This window comes from Micromonospora sp. FIMYZ51 (assembly GCF_038246755.1).
In the GTDB taxonomy this organism is placed as follows: Bacteria; Actinomycetota; Actinomycetes; order Mycobacteriales; family Micromonosporaceae; genus Micromonospora.
The window spans coordinates 1,196,359-1,215,186 of record NZ_CP134706.1 but is presented as its reverse complement, the minus strand read 5'-3'; the positions used below and the strand labels follow the sequence as shown (position 1 = coordinate 1,215,186).

The following is an 18,828-nucleotide window of genomic DNA, read 5'->3' as shown; positions in this document are numbered from 1 at the left end:
TGACGAATGACGCTCGTGCCAGGCTCAGCCGACCGGCGATAAAGCCCAGTCACGGATGCGCGGTGATGAAGGTGGTGATGTCGTTGGCGAGCTGTTCGGGGTGTTCGCCGTTGACGGCGTGTGACGCATCCGGGTAGGTGCGGACGGTGCCGCGCGGCAGGGCACGTTCGGCGGTCTCGGCGGCCTTGCGGGAGTCGTGCATGACCGAGTTGCCGGCGATGATGGCCAGGACCGGCAGGTCGAGCCGGCCGAGTTGCTCCTCGCTGATCCGGCCGGGTTGCGGCAGGCGCAGCCGATAGTGCTGCATGCCGGCTTCGATCATGTCGGCGACCGGCTCGTCTTCGACCGGGGCGCCGCCGGCGGTGTAGGAGTTGAAGCTGTCCCGCCACGAGCGTGGCAGCCAGGGCAGCGCGGCGGGAAGTGAGCGTACGACCGTGCCGAGCGGTATGTCGGCGAATACCTGGACCGGGTCGATGACGGTGATGGTGGCGATGTGGTCGGGCCGGTGCAGGCCGAGGTTGATGGCGGTCCAGCCGCCGATCGACAGGCCGACGAGGTGGAATTTCTCCGAAGGTAGCGCCCGGAGGGTCTGGTGCAGCCATTCGGCCTGGTCGGCGTCGCTGTCGATGGGTCGGTCCTGCACGCTCATGCCCGGCTCACCGAGCAGGTCGATGGTGTAGACGTCGCCGATTCGCAGCAGCAGGGGCAGGTTGTCGGCCCAGACCGGGGAGGCCGAGGCGCGTCCGGGCAGCAGCATCAGCGGTGTGTCGGTGTCGCCGCTGCCGGCGAAGCGGTAGACGCGCACGATGCCGTAGTCGGTGCGTACGTCTCGGGACTCGGTCGGGGTCGGCAGTTCGGCGAAGGCGGCGGCGTAGGCGCGCCGGAAGCGGTCCTGCCCGTCGGCGCTGTCCCAGTGGCCGACCGGTGCGGGGGTACGCAGCGCGAAGGCGACAACCAACGCGATCAGCGCTACTCCGGCAAGGGTGATCCGGAGCCAGCGGGACCTGGGACGGAACCGCTTCAGGGTGTTGCTCAGCGAGTCGCGCATGACTCTCCTAACCGAGCGGTCGATTTTTCTACCGTACGGTAGAATTTTGGGTGTGACAACGAGACGAGGCGAGCTGACTCTGATCGAGCGGGTCCGCCGGGCCCAACTGATCGAGGTCACCATCGAGCTGGTCGCCGATCGGGGCTACGCCGGAGCGTCGCTGGCCGCCATCGCCGAGCGCGCCGGGCTCACCAAGGCCGCGGTGCTCTACCACTTCCCCACCAAGGCCGCGGTGGTGCGGGCCGCCCACGAGCACGCCCTCTCCGCCCTGGTCGGCGAGGTCGCCGCAGCGGTCGAGGCGGCCGACGCGGCGGCCGGGCCGGCCGCGTACATCCGCTCGATGGTCGGCCATCTACGCCGGCACCCCCGGCACACCCGCATGATCATCGAAGCGATGGTGCACGACGGTGGCGACCACGATCCCGCCGAACGGTGGCGCCCGCTGGCCGAGATCATCGCCAGGGCCCGGGACGCACGAAGTCGTGGCAACGACAGCGACCCGCGCACCACGGCGATAATCGTCGGCGGGGCCATCGACGCGATCGTCAGCGAACAGCTGCACGACCCGGAGTACGACACCGCGCAGGCCGCCGAACAGCTCATCGAAATGCTCGACCGGAGCCTGGCCTGAGCTGGAGGGCCGATCGTCAGTCGCGCCGGCCGTTGACGCCGCGCAGCGCCCGTAGCAGTTCCACCGCCGATCGCGTCCGCTCGTACCTGACCTCGTGCCCCTCCCGCCGCGACACGACGAGCCCGGCCCGGCGCAGCCGACCCAGGTGGTACGAGACGGTCGCCGGGCTGATCCCGTGCCGCGCCGCCAGCTCCGTGGTGGTCAGCGGCGTACCGAGGTCGGTCAGGAGCGCCGCCCGCCGGGCACCGAGCACACCGGTCTCCTCGCCGACCGGCGGGGGCAGCGACCACACCTGGCCCCGCCCGCGCGCCGGATAGCCGACCATGATCAGGCCGGGTGCGCCCAGGTACACCGCAGGGCGGGGCAGGAACGCCGACGGGGCCAGGATGAGCCCCTGCGCCGCGTCGAGGGAGAGCTCGGCGGGCGAGTCGAGGGTGACCCGGCTGCCGTCCCAGGTGAGCCTCGGGTCGAGGGTGCGGACGATGTCGGCGAGCCCGGTCCGGGTGGCCACCGTGGCGCGGTGGCGGATGTCCTCGTCGAGCACCCGGTGCAGGGTCGGCCACAGGTCGGCCTGGGTGAGCCGCCAGAACCGGGCGAGCTGGTCGACGACGCGGGTGAGCAGCGCCGCCTCGCCACGCCGGGCGAGGAGTTCGGCGACCGTGGCCGGCAGCGGTGGCCGGGGGTCGCGTCCGGTCGGGCTGCGCGCCAGCAGGTCCGGCGGGGGCGGGCCGATCCGGAACGCGGTCCGCAGCTGCCGGTGGACCTCCTCGGCGGTGGTCGCCGCCACGGCGGCGAGTTCCTCGTCGAGCGTCGGCTGGTAGCTGCCGGGCACCGGGGACAGGAAGTCGGGAATGTACGCGGTGGCGGCGTTGACAAGCGCGAACAGCACGTCGACCGAGCCGGGGTCGAGGGCTCGCCGGGTGTCGGTCACCCAGCTGTGCGCGTACGGTGCCCGCTCGGGGTGGGCGAGCACCTCCAGGGCGTTGGTGACCTCCGTCAGCCGCGACAGCGCGAACCGGGACCGGACGAGCCGGTCCGCGTCGACGTGCAGGGTCAGCACAACCTCAACATTAGAAGCCTGTCGAATGCTTGGCATCCGCCCTCGACCCGCTGATCTCCTGACTGGGCCAGCCCGCGCAAAGGCCAGCCGTACACCAGCCGTACCCAGGCCGGGCCAGCCGCACACCGGCCGGCCCGACCGGCCCGCGAAGGCCGGCGTACCCCGTCTAGGTAAGGAGATCTCCATGTCGTACCCGCAAGGATCGGTGAGCCGGCGGACGCTGCTGTTGGGCGCGGCGGCCGTGGGCGGCGGAGTCCTCGCCGCCGGTGGCGCGGCCCGCCCCGCACCCGCGAAACCGCCGGCCGTCCGCTCGGTGGGCTGCGTCGATGTGCTCGCGTTGCGCGACGCCGCCGGTCCGTTCTTCCTCGACTATGACGACGCCTTCTCCGGGGCGTCGGGCTGGGAGTGGACGGTGGCGCGGCGCATCGACCCGGCCGCGTTCGGGCCGGACCGGACGTGGCACCTGGAGTTTCGCTGCTACGCCATCCGCCGTCCCGGCGACCGGTACACGCTTGTCGACACCGGTGTCGGGCCGGAGGGCAGCCCGGCCTCGGCGTGGGCACCGGTGCCGGGCGTCCTGCCGCAGGTGCTCGCCGGCAACGGGATCGACGTGCGGCAGGTGGACACGGTGGTGCTGACGCACCTGCACGAGGACCATGCCGGCTGGGCGGTCACCGCCGAGGGCAGGCCGATGTTCCCCAACGCCCGGTACGTGGTGCAGCAGCGCGAACTCGACGCGCTGGAAGCCGGCGGCAGCGAGCTGCTGGGGTACGTGGTGCGACCGCTGCGGGCGGCGGGGCAGCTGCACCCGGTGGACGGTGCGGTGGTGCTCAGCGGCGACTCGGCGGGAGGCGGCAAACGTACCCCGGCGGGCCGGCGTGGTGACCGCGTCCGGGTGGTGCCCACGCCCGGCCACACCCCGGGGCACCAGTCGGTGCTTGTGGAGGGCGGTCGCCACGACCAGGTGGTGGTCACCGGCGACGTGCTCGTGCACGCCGTCCAGCTCGCCAACCCGGACGTCGGCTACCGGTACGAGGCGGACCCGGTGCTGGCCCGGCTGACCCGCCGTTCGCTGCTCGGCACCGCCCGCCGCGAGCACGCGGTGCTGGCCACCGCGCACCTCGGCCGCCCCTTCGTCGAGCTCGACTGAGCCGGACCGTGGCTACCCCCGCCTCGCCAAGCCCGCCGGCCGGCGGGGTGGCTCAGCCGTTCAGGTAGGCGATGACGGCGAGCACCCTTCGGTTGTCGTCGTCCGATGGTGGCATGCCGAGCTTGCTGAAGATGTTGTTTATGTGCTTGCTTACCGCCTTCTCGGTGACGAAGAGGCGGCCGGCGATCGCCGCGTTCGAGCGGCCCTCGGCCATCAGGCCGAGCACCTCCCGCTCCCGTGCCGTCAGCCCACCCAGCCGGTCGCCGCCGTCGTTGCGGGCCAGCAGTTGGGACACCACCTCGGGGTCCATCACCATGCCGCCCGCGGCGACCCGTTCCACCGCGTCGATGAACTGGCCGACGTTCGACACCCGGTCCTTGAGCAGGTAGCCGACTCCACCGTTGCGGTCGGCGAGCAGTTCGCGGGCGTACAGCTGCTCGACGTGCTGGGAGAGCACCAGGATGGGCAGGCCGGGCAGGGCGGTCCGGGCGGCGAGCGCGGCTTGCAGGCCCTCGTCGGTGAAGGTGGGCGGCAGGCGTACGTCGAGCACCGCCACGTCGGGCTTGTGGCGGGTGAGGGCCGGCAGCACGCTCGGCCCGTCCGCGACCGCCTCGACCACTTGGTAGTCGTACGCGTCGAGGATGCGGATCAGGCCGTCCCGGAGGAGGGCGAGATCCTCCGCGATGACAACTCGCACGGCAGCTCCATGGTCACGATTGTGGGTCCGCCCGGCGGACTCGTCACGGTCATCGTGCCATCGAAGGCGGCCAGCCGGCGGCGCACTCCCGCCAGGCCGCTGCCCGCCTCCGGTGTGGCGCCGCCGCACCCGTCGTCACCGACAAGCATGCGCAGCGCACCGTCGCGGTAGGAGAGGTTGACCCAGGCCCGTTCGGCTCCACTGTGCTTGGCCATGTTGGTGAGCAGTTCGGCCACCGCGAAGTAGGCCGCGGACTCGACCGCTGCGGGCGGGCTGCCGGGCAGGTCCAGGTCGAGGTCCACGGGCGTGGTGATGGTGAGGGCGAGGGCCCGTACCGCGCCGTCCAGGCCGCGTTCGGCGAGCACCGGTGGATAGATTCCGCGTACGAGATCACGCAGCTCGACAAGTGCCTGGCCGCTGGCTTCCTGGGCCTCGCTGAGCAGCCGCGCCGCCTTGGCCGGGTTCCGGGTGAGCAGTTCCTCGGCGAGTCCGATGCTCATCCGCAGCGCGACCAGCCGGGCCTGCGCGCCGTCGTGCAGGTCGCGTTCGATACGGCGCAGCTCGGCGGCCTGGGTGTCGATGGTGTCGGCGCGGGTGGCGGCGAGATGGCGGACCTGGAGCGTCAGCTGCTGGGCCCGGGTGGGGGCGAGGAAAAGGCCGGCGAAGCGGAGGTGCAGCCAGATCACCCAGGGGGCGGCGGCCAGCCCGCCGCCGAGGATCAGCCAGCCCTGGAGCATGGAGAGGTACGCCTTGACGAAGCTGTCCATCGGCCAGAAGACGCCGTAGCCGTACCAGTCGGCGACGAAGTAGAGCACCAGCGGCACCAGCAGGACGCCTTCCAGGCCGTAGAACGGCAGCACGAGCGCCAGCAGGCAGAGCGCGCCGGTGATCGCGCCGGGCAGCAGCCAGGCGAAGTCCCGCCAGGTGGCCGGGTCCGTCACGGTCCAGCGGAACCGCTTCCAGACGCCCAGCCGGGCGCCGGCCGGGCGAGGTCGGTACGGCGACGGGATCGCTGCCCCGCTCCACCGGCTCAGCCGGCGTTGCAGCGTCAGCGCCCGGCGCACCAGCGCGGTCACCGCCGGGAAGCCGACCAGCCCGATGCCGAGTGCCGGGATCAGCGCGAGCGACACCACCGACAGCACGAAGAGCACCAGGTTGATGGGTAGGCAGAGCAGCGCCAGCGCCAGGCCCTGCCCGGCGGCGATCACGCCGGGCCGCGCCCAGCGCCACACCACGGCAGGTACGGAGCCGTCCACGCAATCATTCTGCGTCATCGGCGGACCAGGCATCGGTGGTGCTAACACCACCCTCGAACACGCCCTGACACTCCTGTCCGGCATGCGCCAGGCGCGAAGGATCAAAGCATGACCGTGACCGTGGAAAGCAGGCTCGTCAGCCGCCGGGGCAAGTACCTGGTGCTGATCTTCTGGCTCGCCCTGATCTCGGCGGCCGGGCCGCTCGCGCTCAAGGTGACCGAGGTACAGGACAACAACTCTCTCGGAGCGCTGCCGGCAAGCGCCGAGACCACTCGGGCGGTGCAGCGCGCGGAGGCGGCGTTCCCCGACTCGCAGGGGGCGCTCGCCGTGGCCGTCGCCGTCTACGCCCGCGAGAATGGGCTGACCGACGCCGACCGCGCCCGGGTCGAGGCGGACCGGGCGGTCTTCGGCCGCTACGTGGACGGTGGCCAGGTGCCGCCAGCCGTGCCCAGCGAGGACGGGCAGGCCCTGCTGCTCTCCTTCCCGGTCGCCGGTGACTCCGACCAGCGGACCGAGTCGGTCGTGAAGATCAAGGAGCGGCTGACCGGTGATGCGCCGGACGGGTTGCAGACCGCGCTGACCGGGCCGGCCGCCGCCGACGACGATCTCCTTGAGGCGTTCGACGGAATGGACGCCACGCTGCTGCTGGCGACCGCGGGCACCGTCGCACTGCTGCTGCTCATCACGTACCGCAGCCCGGTGCTCTGGTTGATCCCGCTGGTCACGGTGGCGATCGCCAGCCAGCTCGCCAACGCGGTGGTGTACCTGTTGGGCAAGCACGCCGGGCTGGCGGTGGACCTCCAGGGCCAGAGCATCCTGACCGTGCTGGTCTTCGGCGTCGGTGTGGACTACGCGCTGCTGCTGATCTCCCGGTACCGGGAGGAGCTACGCCGGCACGCCGACCGACACGCGGCGATGGCGATCGCGGTGCGCCGCTCGTACGGTGCGATCGCCGCCTCGGCCGCGACCGTCTCGCTCGGCCTGCTCTGCCTGCTCGCCGCGGACCTGCCGTCCACCCGGAGTCTCGGCCCGGTCGGTGCGGTAGGCATCGTCGCGGCGTTCCTCGCCATGACCACGCTGCTGCCGGCGGTGCTTGTGATCTTCGGGCGGTGGCTGTTCTGGCCGTTCGTGCCGAAGTTCTCGCCGGAGGCGGCCGAGTCGGAGGTGGCCACCCAGCACGGGGTGTGGCACCGGATCGCCAACTTCGTCGGGCGGCGACCGCGCGGGGTGTGGCTGGGCACGGCAGCCGCGCTTGTCGCGCTCACCTTCGGCATCGGCAACCTGAGCATCGGCCTGCCCAGCGACGAGACCTTCACCACCGAGGTCGGTTCGATCACCGGCCAGCGGATGATCGAGGCGCACTACCCGAGCGGCACCGTCGCGCCCGCCGAGATCCTGGCCGCGGCCGGCTCGGCCGACCAGGTGGTCGCCGCCGCGCGTACCGTGCCGGGGGTGGCCGAGGTCGGTACGCCGGAAACCTCGCCGGACGGCCGGTGGGTACGTGTCGAGGCGGTGATGGCCCACGCGCCGGACAGTGACGCGGCGCAGGCCACCGTGGCGAAGCTGCGCGAGGCGGTGCACGCGGTGCCCGGTGCGCAGGCGCTTGTCGGTGGGGACAGCGCGCACCTGCTCGACGAGGACCGGACGATCAGCCGGGACAACAAGCTGGTGGCTCCGCTGGTGCTGGCGGTGGTCTTCTTCGTCCTGGTGCTGCTGCTGCGGGCGCTTGTCGCGCCGCTGCTCCTACTGGCCAGCGTGGTGTTGTCCTACCTGGCCGCGTTGGGTGCGGCCGGGCTGATCCTCGACGCGATGGGCTACCCGAAGCTGTTCGTCGGGCTTCCGTTGCAGACATTCCTGTTCCTGGTCGCCCTCGGCGTGGACTACACCATCTTCCTCGTCACCCGGGCCCGGGAAGAGGCGGCGCGGCTCGGGCACCGGCAGGGCGTGCTGCACGCACTGAGCGCCACCGGCGGGGTGATCACCAGCGCGGGCATCGTGCTGGCCGCCACCTTCGGCGCGCTGAGCGTACTGCCGCTGGTCCCGTCGGTGCAGACGGCGATCATCATCAGCGTCGGCGTCCTGCTCGACACCTTCCTGGTCCGCAGCCTGCTCGTCCCGGCGCTGGCCCTGGACGTCGGTCCGCGCACCTGGTGGCCGGGCGTCCTGGCGCGGCAGAGCAGCAAGCCGTTAGTCACCCCGCCGGCGGAGCGGGTGACGGTGGGATAGCGGTAGTCGCAATCGCCGCAGCGGGCGCGGGTCTCACCTTCTCGGGGGGTGCGGCCCGCGCCCGTCACGTCGGTTAGGACATTCGATCACCTTCGAATTGTGCAAGCACGCGGCAGGGTGCATTCGGAGTGCGCGTACCTCTTGCCTGATCGATGTGTCCGTGCACAGGATACGGAGACGCTCGATCAGCGCGCGTAGATCGGTCGGCACCGGTTTGTCCCGGAGGTCGGCCGGGTCTTCCATCGACGAGGAGGTTCCATGGCACGTCGCCGCATTGCGGGGATTGCAGCCAGCGCCATTGTCCTACCGTTGCTTTCCGTCGTCGCCCAACCGGCCACGGCGTCGGCCGCTCCGAGCGCGGCGGCGGCGAAGCCCGCTCCCGCGCCGGCCACCGGGCTCGCCAACGATGTCCGCGAGCTCACCCGGAAAGACTTCACCTTCAACGGCAAGCCCATCGAGACGGTCACCCAGTATCAGCCCCGCACCCAGGCACGCTCCCAGGCGAAGGCCGCTGCGGAGACGCCGCCGGTCGGGACCGTACGCCAGTGGATGGCGCTCGACGACTACCAGGGCGTCGTCTACCTGAAGGATTTCACGCTGCGTGGCGTGGGCGACAACATCGAGGTGTGGGTCGCCAACGACACCGAGTTCCCGGCGGGCGACTGCCGCCAGCAGATCCCGAACTCCACGACTATCACCGATCAGCAGGTCGCGGATCTGGTCCACGAGTTCGACACGAACATGTACCCGAAGTCGGTGGCCGCCTTCAGCACCCCGCCGGACCGGGACGGCAGCAATGCGATCCTCCCCGGTGACTTCACCGGCGCCGGCAACCGCACGGTGACGCTTGTCGACAACGTACGCGACGACAACTTCTACGACTTCCCGACGTTCCCGAGCTACATCGCCGGGTTCCACTTCTCGTACTTCAACGAGATGCTCGACCGCAACATCATGACGATCGACGCGTTCGACTGGGCGCACCGCACCGGACTGAACCCGCCGAACGAGCCGACCGACGACCTGTGCACCAGCCGCCCGGCGCGCCCGAGCCTGTACGAGGGCACGTTCATCCACGAGTGGCAGCACCTGGCGCACTACTACGCCGACCCGTTCGAGACCACCTGGCTGAACGAAGGTCTCTCCGACTTCGCCCAGACGCTCGCCGGCTACGTCGACGCGCGGGCCCGGGTCGACCAGCCCGGCGCGGACGGCCACATCTACTGCTTCCAGGGTTTCGGCACCGTGCAGACGGACTACAACACCAATCCACGCGACTGTGGTGGTCCGGAGAACTCGATAAACCTCTGGAACGAGGGCAGCAATGCCAGCGGCATCCTGGCCGACTACGGCAACGTCTACTCGTTCGTACTCTTCCTCTACGACCGGTACGGCCTGGACTTCATCTCCCGGCTGCACCGCGACGGCGACCTCCAGGGGTTGGCCAGCCTTGAGGCGGCGCTGAAGGCCGAGGGCGTCAAGGACATGTACGACGTGATCCACGACTACCAGACGATGAACCTGGTCGACCGGGTCGTCGGCAACTCCAAGCTCGGCATCATGCTCGGCAAGGACAAGCGCAAGGTCACCACGGCCAGCCTGAACGCCACCGTCAACCTGGACAACCCGGCCTCGTACGCGACCCCGGGCGCGGCCCCGAACGGCGCCGACTACGTCCAGTTGCGCAAGGCGAACGGCAAGCCGCTGGGCCGGGGCGACCTGCGCTCGATCAAGTTCCAGGGCGCCAAGACGCTGCCGTCGATCCCGCTGGCCTGGACGACGGTGAACAACGACCCGGATCGTCCGGGCAACTCGGTGCTCTGGTCCGGCAACGCCAGCAGCACCGACGCCGCCGCGGTCACCTCGGTGACGGTACCGGCCAGCGACCCGACGCTCACCTTCCTCGCGAAGTACGGCGCCGAGGCCGGCTACGACTACGGCTACGTCAGCGTCTCCACCGACGGCGGCAAGAGCTACACGCCGATCGCCGGTGACAAGACGGTCACCGGTCCGCTCGGCCCGGCGTTGAACGGCACCACCAACGGCTTCGAGCCGCACTCGTTCGACCTGTCCGCGTACGCCGGTCAGCAGATCCTGCTCAGCTTCCGGTACGTGAGCGACGGTGGCGTCAACGAGGGTGGTCTGCGGATCGACGACATCGCGGCGGGCGGCACGCTGGTAAGTGACGGGTCGAGCCTGGCGCCGTTCGACTCGCCGTCGGAGATCTCCCCGGTCCCGGTGGCGAACTGGAACGTCCGGTTCGTCGGCCTCGACGAGAAGAACAAGATCGCCTACCAGTACGAGGTCGACGGCAAGTCGAGCTTCACCCTCGGCGCGGCCCCGACGCTGGCGCTGCTGGCCTTCCCGAAGGTGGTCGCCATCGTCGCCTACGACGAGCCGACCGAGCAGCAGGCGCTGTACGCCCCGTACACCCTGAAGGTCAACAACGTCCTCCAGCCCGGCGGCGCTCCGCTGAGCTGACCGACGCCCGACCAGGACTCCCGGTACCGCACACCCGCGGTGCCGGGAGTTCCGGTCTGCGGTGCCTCTCTTGCGGGTGGTCGACCAGGTCGAGTCGTACAACCCAAAACACAACCTCCCCCCACCCCCCATTAGCCGCGTTGATCATGAGGTTAGCGGCAGTAGTTGATCTTCAAACTGCCGCTAACCTCATGATCAACGCGGCTGGGCCAGGGGCGTGGACTTCGTGCGATGATCAGTTACGGCTGATCATCGGAATCGAGGAACCGGCATGGAGTTGCGTAGCGGTCGAGGATCCCTGTCCCCTGGCGTCGTGTTCTTCGCTGTCGGCGCGTTTGCCCTGATCTACCTTGTTCCACCGTCGACCGGGAAGTGGATTATCGGCGGCGTATGGCTGTTGGCGGCCGGTGCGTTCGTCGGGTACCAACGCAGGTCGTTCAAGTTTCACATCGGAGCCGACGGGCTGACCCTGCGGGTCGCGGGGCTCAACCGGCTGGTCCCGTGGGCCGAGATCGACACCCTCATCCTCGACCGGAGCCAGCAGTCCACAATCCTGTTGTTGGTGCCGGCTGTCGCATCGACAATCGACCGGCCGCTCACCGCCCGCAGCCCGATCGACGGGCGGGAGGCCCTGCTGCTACTCGACCTCGACCGCGTTCGACAGCCCGCAGACGAGGTGGCAGCCGCCCTGGCCCGCTTCGGGGGCAACCGTTTCGTCGATCTCCGGCAGCAGCCGCCGGAACACCCCGACGGCGAGGCGGATTTCGACCACACCGATGTCCTGGCGGACCTGAACCGGTACGCCGACCTGCTACGGCGGGGTCAGCGGGCGCTCGAATCGGGCCAGGCAGCCCAGCGTCGAGTGGTCAAGGCAGAGGTCGACGCGGAGCGCGCCACGCTTGCCACGTTGCCGGCGGGACATCCGCAGGCGCGAATGAAGAAGCTGCTGGACGAGCTGTCGGCCACCCTGGGCGAGGAGGACGGCGGTGCGCCGTCCACGCACGGCCCGCAGCGCCTCGGGGCGGAGTTCGAGGTGGCCTTCACCACCGCACTGCGCGGTTACGAGAAGCGTCACGTGGATCAGCTTGTCGAACTGGGCCAGAACGCGCTCGCCGCCGGCTCGCCGGCTCGCCGCAGCGCGGTCAAGTTGGAGATCGACGCGGCTCGGGCAGCGCTACCTGTAGCTCTGCGCGGATATGACAGCGCCCAGGTCGACGCCTATCTGGAGCGGCTGTCAGCAGCACTGGCCAGCGAGAAGCCGGCCTGAGTCAGCACTGGCGGGCCAGGTAGCGAAAGGCCAACGTGAGTCAGCGCTGTCAGCAGCACTGGCCAGCGAGAAGCCGGCCTGAGTCAGCGCTGGCGGGCCAGGGTGAGCACGACGAGCAGCGACCCGGCCGCCGCGCCGACCACCACCACGGCCATCGGCAGCGCGCTGCCCTCCCCACCGAGGCCGACCAGCGGTGCGGCGCCGGCCGCGACCACGGCCTGGATGCCGCCGAGCAGCGCCGCTGCGGTGCCGGCGTGGGCGGCGTGCCGGTCCAGGGCCAGGGCGGTGCCGTTCGGCATCACCAGGCCGAGCGAGCCGAGGAAGACGAAGAGCGCGCCGATGACCAGGGGCAGGGCGTCCAGCAGCGCCCCGGCGAGCAGGCCGAATGCGGCGAGCAGGCCGATGCCGAGACCGGCGATGAGCAGCGGGCGGGGGTCGTGCCGGTCGAGCAGCCGGGCGTTGAGCTGGCCGACGGCGACGAAGGCGAGGGCGTTGACCCCGAAAACGAGGCTGAACGCCCCGACGGACAGACCGAAGACGTCCTGGAGGACGAACGAGGAGCCGGAGAGGTAGCCGAACAGTCCCGCGAAGGCGAGGCCCTGGGTCAGCGCGTACCCGAGATAGACGCGGTCGGTGAGCAGGGCGCGGCCGGCGCGGGCGGTGGCGGCCAGGCCACCTGTGTTGCGTCGCGCGGCGGGCAGGGTCTCCGGCAGCCGCCAGGCGACGGCGGTGGCGAGCAGGGCACCGATGACGGTGAGGGCGACGAAGATGCCGCGCCAGTTGCCGAATCCGAGCAGCAGGCTGCCGAAGGCGGGGGCGGCCATCGGGGCGAGGCCGAAGACAAGTACGAGCCGGGAGAAGTATTTCGCGGCGGCCCGGCCGGCGTAGAGGTCACGGACGACGGCGCGGGCCACGACGGTGCCCATGCCACCGGCGAAGCCCTGGAAGAAGCGCGCCGCGGCGAACGTCTCGGCGGACGGCGCAAGCGTGCAGACCAGCGACAACAGGGTGTACGCGGCGACGCCGACCAGGACCGGTCGCCGCCGTCCCCAGCGGTCGCTGAGCGGGCCGGTGACGAGTTGCCCGAGGGCCATGCCGATCAGGCAGGTGGTCAGGGAAAGCTGGATCTGTGCCTGGCTGGTGGCCAGGTCGCGGGTCATCTCGGGCAGCGCCGGCAGGTACGTGTCCAGCGACAGCGGCCCGATCGCGGTGAGGCTGCCGAGCAGCACCAGCAACCCGAGGGCGGCCCGGCCGGTGGGTGCGGTGACCCGCTCCGGCGTGGCGGCGGCGGGCATGGCGGTCTGCGGCATCCGGTTACGATAGCTCTGCCTACAGAGGCATTCAGCCGGAGAGGGTCACACTGTGACGGATGAGACGCTCGGCGAACTCAGCACCGCCCTGGGCGACCTGCACCGGGTGCTGCGCCGTACGGCCAGCCAGCGAGCGGGACGGGTCGCTCTGCCGGACGCCCAAGCGGAGGTGCTGCGGCTGGTGCAGCGGCAGCCCGGGATCAGCGTCCGGGAGGCCGCCGAACGCCTGGGCACGGCGGCGAACACGGTGAGCACCCTGGTCGGCGAGCTGACCACGGCCGGTCTGCTGAGCCGGGAGCGGGATCCGGCCGACCGGCGTACCGTCCGACTGGGGCTGACCGAGGCGGCGCGGGAGCGGATCGCCGCGTACGGGCGGCATCGGCGGGACCTGCTCGCCACGGCGTTGGCCGAGTTGGACGCCGCGGACCGGGAGCGGCTGCTCGCCGCCGTACCGGCGCTCTCCCGCCTGGCCGCGCACGCCGCCACCCAACGCTGAGGCGCGGCCACCCAACGCGGATGAGCACCGCCACCCGCCAACGCTGAGGCACCGCCACCCAACGCTGAGGCACCGCCACCCAACGCGGATGAGCACCGCCATCCGCCGACGCTGATGAGCGTCGCCGTGCAGCTGCACGGCGACGCTCATCCGGGGCGTCGCGGCAGGCCCTAACCGGCCACGTCCTCCCATTCGGTGACCCGACGGACGTCCACCTCCACGTCGATGCCGGCCTCGACGAAGACGTCCACGAAGCGCTGCGCCCAGTGCATCGCCTCCGCCTTGTCCCGGACCTGCACCAGCGCGAACCCGGCGATCAGTTCCTTGGTCTCGGCGTACGGTCCGTCGGTCACCGTGGTCCTGCCACCGGCGACGGTGATCCGGCCGGCGTCCACGCTGCTCGGCCGCAGCCCCTCACCGGCGAGCAGCACCCCCGCCTGGTTCGCCTCCGCCATGAAGGCGCCCATCCGGGCGATGAAGGCCGGGTCGGGCTGCCACAGCTCGGGGCGGTGCTCGTCCAGCTTGTGCATGATCATGAAGCGCATCGATCGTCCTCTCCCAATCCGTGCCGCGTCCTGCCGGCCGGTGTCTGGTCTGTCGGGCCGGCCCGTCGCACCGGCTCTCGCTGACGCGTCGAGCGACCCGACCGGGATACGACATAGCGGCCGGATTTTTCTCCGCGAGCTTGCTCAGCGGCTCGGCGGCATCCCCGCCGCGCAGTCGGCGGCCCGGTCCCGCAGCAGCGTCCGTTCCCGCAGGTTGCCGGTCAACTCGGCGGCGCGGGTGAACTCGGCGGCGGCCTCGGCGTAGCGGCCCAACCTGGCCAGCAGGTCGCCGAGCACGGCAGGCAGCAGGTGGTAACGGGCCAGCGCCGGCTCGTCGGCCAGCGGGCGGGCCAGGGTCAGGCCGGCGGCCGGGCCCTCGGCGAAGGAGACGGCCACCGCCCGGTTCAGCTCCACCACCGGCGACGGCGCGACCCGGGCCAGCTGCGCGTAGTTGGCCGCGATCCGCGCCCAGTCCGTCTCCTCGGGGGTGTGCGCCCGCGCGTGGCAGGCCGCGATCTCCGCCTGGAGGGTGTACGGGCCGGCCTGCCCAGCCGCCGCGCGGGCCCGGTCCAGCGCGGCCAGGCCCCGGCGGATGAGCAGTTGGTCCCAGCGCCGCCGGTCCTGTTCCATCAGCAGCACCGGCTCACCGTCGGCGTCGACACGCGCCCCGGTCCGGGATGCCTGGATCTCCAGCAGCGCGGCCAACCCGTGCACCTCGGCTTCGTCCGGCATCAGGCCCTGAAGGATCCGGACCAGCCGCAGCGCGTCCTCGCAGAGCGCCGGGCGCAGCCAATCGTCCCCGGCGGTCGCCGCGTACCCCTCGTTGAAGATGAGGTAGCTGACTTCCAGCACGCTGGCCAGCCGATTCTCTCGCTCGGCCGCGTCGGGTACCTCGAACGGCACCCTCGCCTCGGTGAGCGTCCGCTTGGCTCGGGTGATCCGTTGCGCCATTGTGGCTTCCGGTACCAGGAACGCGCGGGCGATCTCCTCGGTCTTCAGCCCACCGACCATCCGCAGCGTCAGGGCCGCCCGGGCCTGCGGGGTCAGCACCGGATGGCAGGCGGTGAAGATCAATCGGAGCAGGTCGTCCTCGATCCGTTCCTCGAAGGCCGCGTCGAAGTCCGGCGTGAAGGTCTCCGCACCCAGGTTGCGGCCGAGTTCGGCGACCTTGCGCTGCTGCACCTGCCGACGGCGGAGCGCGTCGATCGCCCGGCGCTTACCCACCGTGGTCAACCAGGCACCCGGGTTTGCCGGTACGCCGACCCGGGGCCACTGCTCCAGCGCGGCGACCAGCGCGTCCTGCGCCAGTTCCTCGGCCCAGCCGACATCGCGTACCAGCCCGGCCAGGGCGGCGATCACCCGCCCGGACTCGATTCGCCACACCGCGTCGATGGTGCGGTTGACCTCGACGACTCCCATGACCGCCCATCAGACCAGGCCCGACCGGCCCCGGCAACGACCTGCCGGGTGACGTGCGTACCGCCGGTTCTGTCAGACCCCGGCGCTAGCGTCGGGGCCCGTACCGGTTCGTTCACCCGCCCTTGACGGAGCCACCAGATGCTCGATCATCTCGGCATTCAGGTCCGCGACCTCGACGCCAGCCTCGCCTTCTACGACGCCGTCCTCGCCACGCTTGGCGCCCGACGGCTGCGGCAATACCCCGAGGCCGTCGGTTACGGCGACAGCAGACCCGACTTCTGGCTCAGCCCGGGCGGCGCGGCCGAGCGGGAGAGCCACATCGCGTTCACCGCTGCCGACCGGGCAGCGGTGCGGGCCTTCCATGACGCGGCGGTGGCAGCGGGCGCCCAGGTGCTGCACGCACCACGGGTCTGGCCGGAATACCACGCCAGCTACTTCGGCGCGTTCGTTCGGGATCCGGACGGCAACAACGTCGAGGCGGTCTGCCACGCACCCGAGTGAGCGCGCCCACCGCGTGAGCCCCGCAGCCGTGTGAGTCCGGCGACCGCACCAACGGGAGGGCAGCCGGGTGGCCGAGCCGGGAGGGCAGCCGGGTGGCCGAGCCGGGAGGGCAGCCGGGTGGCCGAGCCGGGAGACCCGGGCCAGGTCTGCCGGCGGTCAGGCCAGTAGGGTGCGGCGTACCCCGCCGTGCTGGCCGCAGGCCCGGGGGCTGCCGCCGGCGAGGCTGACCTTGCCGTTCGCGCACTCCACCAGGTAGCCCCGCCCCTCCCAGAAGCCGGGTACGCAGTCGAAGTGGTCGCACACCTCGCGGGCCGGCTCACGAATCTTCTCGCCCGCGCAGAAGCCGTAGCCGAACGGGTTGGCGGGCGCGCCACAGTGGGGTTCGGCTTTCGAGCCAACCGGCTGCGGCGTGGACCCGCCGGTGACGCCGGGCGCCTCCGGCCTGCCCGCTGCCGATGTCTTCGAGCTGCCCAGGGTCGGGGTGCGCTCCGCCGGTTGCTTCGACGTGCTCGTGGCCGGCGCCTTGGCGGCGGTGGTCGCGGCGGGCGGGGGGATGGCGGCGACCGCGGTCTCCCGGCCGGTCGGGTCCGCCGGACCGACGTTGGCGAGCACCAGCGGCACCGTCACGGCCAGCCCGGCGGCGACCACCGCGGTGCGCCGGCCACCGGGAATCAGGGCCGACAACCGGGCCTGGCCGGGCGTGGCGATGCCGGGCCGCGACGGGCGGGCATCGGCGTGCTCGGCGGCCAGCTCGTCGAGCTGCGCGATGACGACGTGCCGCTGCTCGATCGCGTCGGCGAAGGCCAGCGTGAGCACGAACCGGAACTCGGACGCCGCGTCGATGGGCAGCAGCACCCCCGAGGTATGCCGCCGATCCAGCACCTGGATCAGCGTGACCGGCGTCTGCGGGTCGTGGGCCAGGCCGGTCATCCGACCGTACGCCCAGTCCCGCCGCCCCCGGCCGCCGAGCAGGACCAGCCGCCGGTTGGTGATCACCGCCATCCCGGCGTCGGTGACCCGGACCCCGTCGGGTAGGCGGTGCCGCAGCCGGTTGTTCGACGGGCCCACGGTCAGATCGGGGGCGGGCAGCACGGCGGTGTGCCGTACCTCGACCAGTTGGGCGGCCGGCACCACCCGCAGCACGCTCTCGTCGGGGGCCAGTTCCAGCGGCAGACCGGCTCCGGCGGCGACCGACCCGTGACAACGCTCGGCGAGCGTACGCAACCGGCGTAGTTCTTCGTCGCGTCGCCGCCAGGCTTCCTCGTCGCTGCGGAACAGCCGCAGCCGCCGCTCGTTCTGCCGGCGCGCCCACCGGTACCGCCATGTCGAACCCGTCGAATCAGTCCTTGCCACGCCGACTCCTTCGCCGCGCATGCCACCAACCGCAGGCCACCAGATGGGGTGTCACAGTGTTAACGGCGTCGAGCACCGCGATGGCACGGCCGACTAGGGATGAATTACCCGATCGGTGGACCAAAAAGGACGAGATGGTGGTTTTGCCTCATGCACGAGATGAGCAAACCCCGGACGGTTCCGGAGGCGGCGGCGCCGGCTGGCTCAGGGCGACTCGACCGCGCTGATCCGGAACTTGTGCACCTCGGCGCCGACAAGCGCCACCTGCTGCTCGGGCTCCGGACCGGAGCCACGGAAGTCAAGCAACTGCTCCTCGGACTCCCACCGCTCGTAGACGTTGATCCGGCCCGGTTCGACCAGGTCCGGGCTGATGGCGAAGTCGACGCAGCCGGGCGCCTCGCGTGCCTGGCCGACGATGTCGGCGCAGGTGGCCAGGTAGTCGTCCCGCTCGGCGGGGTCGACGTAGAGCGTGCCGGCGACGATCAACACAGCGGACCTCCGGAGATCAGTAAGGCGTACCCGCCAGTCATACTCTCCCGCTCCGACATTCCCGATTCCGTGATTTGCGGTACGGGGTGGACCGCTCGGGCCACCCCGTACCGTCGTCACGCCCGGTTGATCGCGTTGGCGTGGATCGCCTCGTGCAGGTACCTGCCCAGCCCCGGCGCCAACGCCTCGTAGTGCGCCAGGAACCGCTCGTCGGCCAGGTACATGTCGGCCAGCCCGGTGTGGATCTCGTACGAGCACTCGTAGAACCACCGGCTGATGTGCTGCCGGTGCTCCTCGGCCAGTTCCATCGCCGCCGGACCGTCGGCCGGCTCGCCCGAGGCCATCAGGGCGACGATCCGCCGCCCCCAGTCCTCGGTCTCGTCCTTCATTCGCTGCCAGTCCTGCTTGGTGTAGCTCGACGTGCGCCGGTTCGACTCCCGGTACGCGTCGGTGCCGCCCCAGCGCTGCTCCGCCTCCTCGGCGTGCGCCTCCGGATCGAAGTCACCGAAGACCTCGAACCGCTCCTGCGGGGTCAGTCGGATGTTCACCTTTCTCGCCTCCATTGCGAACTCGATCGCCGTGACCATCTCCTGCAACCGCTTGATCCGTACCGTCAGCAGTTCGTGCTGGCGGCGCAGGTGCGCGTCCTGGTCACTCGCCGGGTCGTCGAGGATCTCGGCGATCTGCTCCAACGGGAACCCCAGCTCCCGGTAGTACCGGATCAGCTGCAAGCGCTCCAGGTCCGCCTCGTCGTAGCGGCGGTAGCCCGCGGCGGTACGCCCGCTCGGTGACAACAGCCCGATCCCGTCGTAGTGGTGCAACGTCCGGACCGTCACGCCGGCCAACTGCGCCACCTGACCCACCGTGTACGCCATGGTTCCCTCCCTTCCGGAAACCAC

17 protein-coding genes are annotated in these 18,828 nt (G+C 71.1%); 7 read left to right on the top strand and 10 right to left on the bottom strand.

Annotation, left to right across the window (positions count from 1 at the left end; translation table 11 throughout):
* Nucleotides 1-49 precede the first annotated feature (49 nt).
* On the bottom strand, nucleotides 50-1,048 hold the full coding sequence (locus QQG74_RS05760; protein ID WP_341719252.1) for an alpha/beta hydrolase: 999 nt from the start codon (nucleotides 1,046-1,048) through the stop codon (nucleotides 50-52).
* A 52-nt stretch (nucleotides 1,049-1,100) separates the two neighbouring features.
* On the opposite strand from QQG74_RS05760, the gene QQG74_RS05755 reads away from it, so the two are divergent.
* Entirely contained in the window at nucleotides 1,101-1,679 is a 579-nt protein-coding gene (locus tag QQG74_RS05755; RefSeq protein WP_341719251.1) for a helix-turn-helix domain-containing protein, read from the top strand.
* A 16-nt stretch (nucleotides 1,680-1,695) separates the two neighbouring features.
* Here QQG74_RS05755 and QQG74_RS05750 read toward each other — a convergent pair whose 3' ends face one another.
* Nucleotides 1,696-2,739, bottom strand: coding sequence for a DUF5937 family protein (locus QQG74_RS05750; RefSeq protein WP_341719250.1), 1,044 nt, complete (start codon nucleotides 2,737-2,739; stop codon nucleotides 1,696-1,698).
* A gap of 184 nt (nucleotides 2,740-2,923) precedes the next feature.
* On the opposite strand from QQG74_RS05750, the gene QQG74_RS05745 reads away from it, so the two are divergent.
* Nucleotides 2,924-3,889: an MBL fold metallo-hydrolase gene (locus QQG74_RS05745; protein WP_341719249.1), complete on the top strand. Its 966-nt coding sequence runs from the start codon at nucleotides 2,924-2,926 to the stop codon at nucleotides 3,887-3,889.
* Nucleotides 3,890-3,941: 52 nt separating this feature from the next.
* Here the strand turns inward: QQG74_RS05745 and QQG74_RS05740 are convergent, their stop codons facing one another.
* Entirely contained in the window at nucleotides 3,942-4,586 is a 645-nt protein-coding gene (locus QQG74_RS05740; protein WP_341719248.1) for a response regulator transcription factor, read from the bottom strand.
* Complete coding sequence (locus QQG74_RS05735) at nucleotides 4,538-5,860, bottom strand: histidine kinase (RefSeq protein WP_341719247.1); 1,323 nt, start codon at nucleotides 5,858-5,860, stop codon at nucleotides 4,538-4,540. The genes QQG74_RS05740 and QQG74_RS05735 overlap by 49 nt, the downstream gene beginning before the upstream one ends.
* A gap of 90 nt (nucleotides 5,861-5,950) precedes the next feature.
* Between QQG74_RS05735 and QQG74_RS05730 the strand changes: the two genes are divergently transcribed.
* The 3 genes from QQG74_RS05730 to QQG74_RS05720 all read left to right on the top strand — a co-directional run bounded on the left by QQG74_RS05730 (nucleotide 5,951) and on the right by QQG74_RS05720 (nucleotide 11,816).
* The gene (locus QQG74_RS05730; RefSeq protein ID WP_341719246.1) at nucleotides 5,951-8,068 is read left to right on the top strand and encodes an MMPL family transporter; all 2,118 of its coding nucleotides are present in this window, start codon (nucleotides 5,951-5,953) and stop codon (nucleotides 8,066-8,068) included.
* 309 nt (nucleotides 8,069-8,377) lie between these two features.
* The gene (locus QQG74_RS05725; protein ID WP_341719245.1) at nucleotides 8,378-10,549 is read left to right on the top strand and encodes a choice-of-anchor J domain-containing protein; all 2,172 of its coding nucleotides are present in this window, start codon (nucleotides 8,378-8,380) and stop codon (nucleotides 10,547-10,549) included.
* A gap of 313 nt (nucleotides 10,550-10,862) precedes the next feature.
* Nucleotides 10,863-11,816 (top strand): DivIVA domain-containing protein, encoded by a 954-nt coding sequence (locus QQG74_RS05720; protein ID WP_341719244.1) that lies wholly within the window; start codon nucleotides 10,863-10,865, stop codon nucleotides 11,814-11,816.
* A gap of 83 nt (nucleotides 11,817-11,899) precedes the next feature.
* Here the strand turns inward: QQG74_RS05720 and QQG74_RS05715 are convergent, their stop codons facing one another.
* Nucleotides 11,900-13,126 (bottom strand): multidrug effflux MFS transporter, encoded by a 1,227-nt coding sequence (locus tag QQG74_RS05715; protein WP_341719243.1) that lies wholly within the window; start codon nucleotides 13,124-13,126, stop codon nucleotides 11,900-11,902.
* A gap of 52 nt (nucleotides 13,127-13,178) precedes the next feature.
* Here QQG74_RS05715 and QQG74_RS05710 point away from each other — a divergent pair, with 52 nt between their 5' ends.
* Complete coding sequence (locus QQG74_RS05710) at nucleotides 13,179-13,622, top strand: MarR family transcriptional regulator (RefSeq protein WP_341719242.1); 444 nt, start codon at nucleotides 13,179-13,181, stop codon at nucleotides 13,620-13,622.
* Nucleotides 13,623-13,792: 170 nt separating this feature from the next.
* Here the strand turns inward: QQG74_RS05710 and QQG74_RS05705 are convergent, their stop codons facing one another.
* Entirely contained in the window at nucleotides 13,793-14,167 is a 375-nt protein-coding gene (locus QQG74_RS05705; RefSeq protein ID WP_341719241.1) for a YciI family protein, read from the bottom strand.
* A 144-nt stretch (nucleotides 14,168-14,311) separates the two neighbouring features.
* Entirely contained in the window at nucleotides 14,312-15,586 is a 1,275-nt protein-coding gene (locus QQG74_RS05700; protein ID WP_341719240.1) for an RNA polymerase sigma factor, read from the bottom strand.
* Nucleotides 15,587-15,724: 138 nt separating this feature from the next.
* Here QQG74_RS05700 and QQG74_RS05695 point away from each other — a divergent pair, with 138 nt between their 5' ends.
* Entirely contained in the window at nucleotides 15,725-16,087 is a 363-nt protein-coding gene (locus tag QQG74_RS05695; protein ID WP_341719239.1) for a VOC family protein, read from the top strand.
* Nucleotides 16,088-16,243: 156 nt separating this feature from the next.
* Here the strand turns inward: QQG74_RS05695 and QQG74_RS05690 are convergent, their stop codons facing one another.
* From QQG74_RS05690 to QQG74_RS05680, 3 genes are all read right to left on the bottom strand, one after another.
* The gene (locus tag QQG74_RS05690) at nucleotides 16,244-17,440 is read right to left on the bottom strand and encodes a hypothetical protein (protein WP_341719238.1); all 1,197 of its coding nucleotides are present in this window, start codon (nucleotides 17,438-17,440) and stop codon (nucleotides 16,244-16,246) included.
* Nucleotides 17,441-17,644: 204 nt separating this feature from the next.
* Nucleotides 17,645-17,929 (bottom strand): antibiotic biosynthesis monooxygenase family protein, encoded by a 285-nt coding sequence (locus tag QQG74_RS05685; protein WP_341719237.1) that lies wholly within the window; start codon nucleotides 17,927-17,929, stop codon nucleotides 17,645-17,647.
* A 116-nt stretch (nucleotides 17,930-18,045) separates the two neighbouring features.
* Nucleotides 18,046-18,804 carry a MerR family transcriptional regulator gene (locus QQG74_RS05680; protein WP_341719236.1) on the bottom strand — a complete coding sequence of 253 codons (759 nt, stop codon included), beginning with the start codon at nucleotides 18,802-18,804 and terminating at the stop codon, nucleotides 18,046-18,048.
* Nucleotides 18,805-18,828 lie beyond the last annotated feature (24 nt).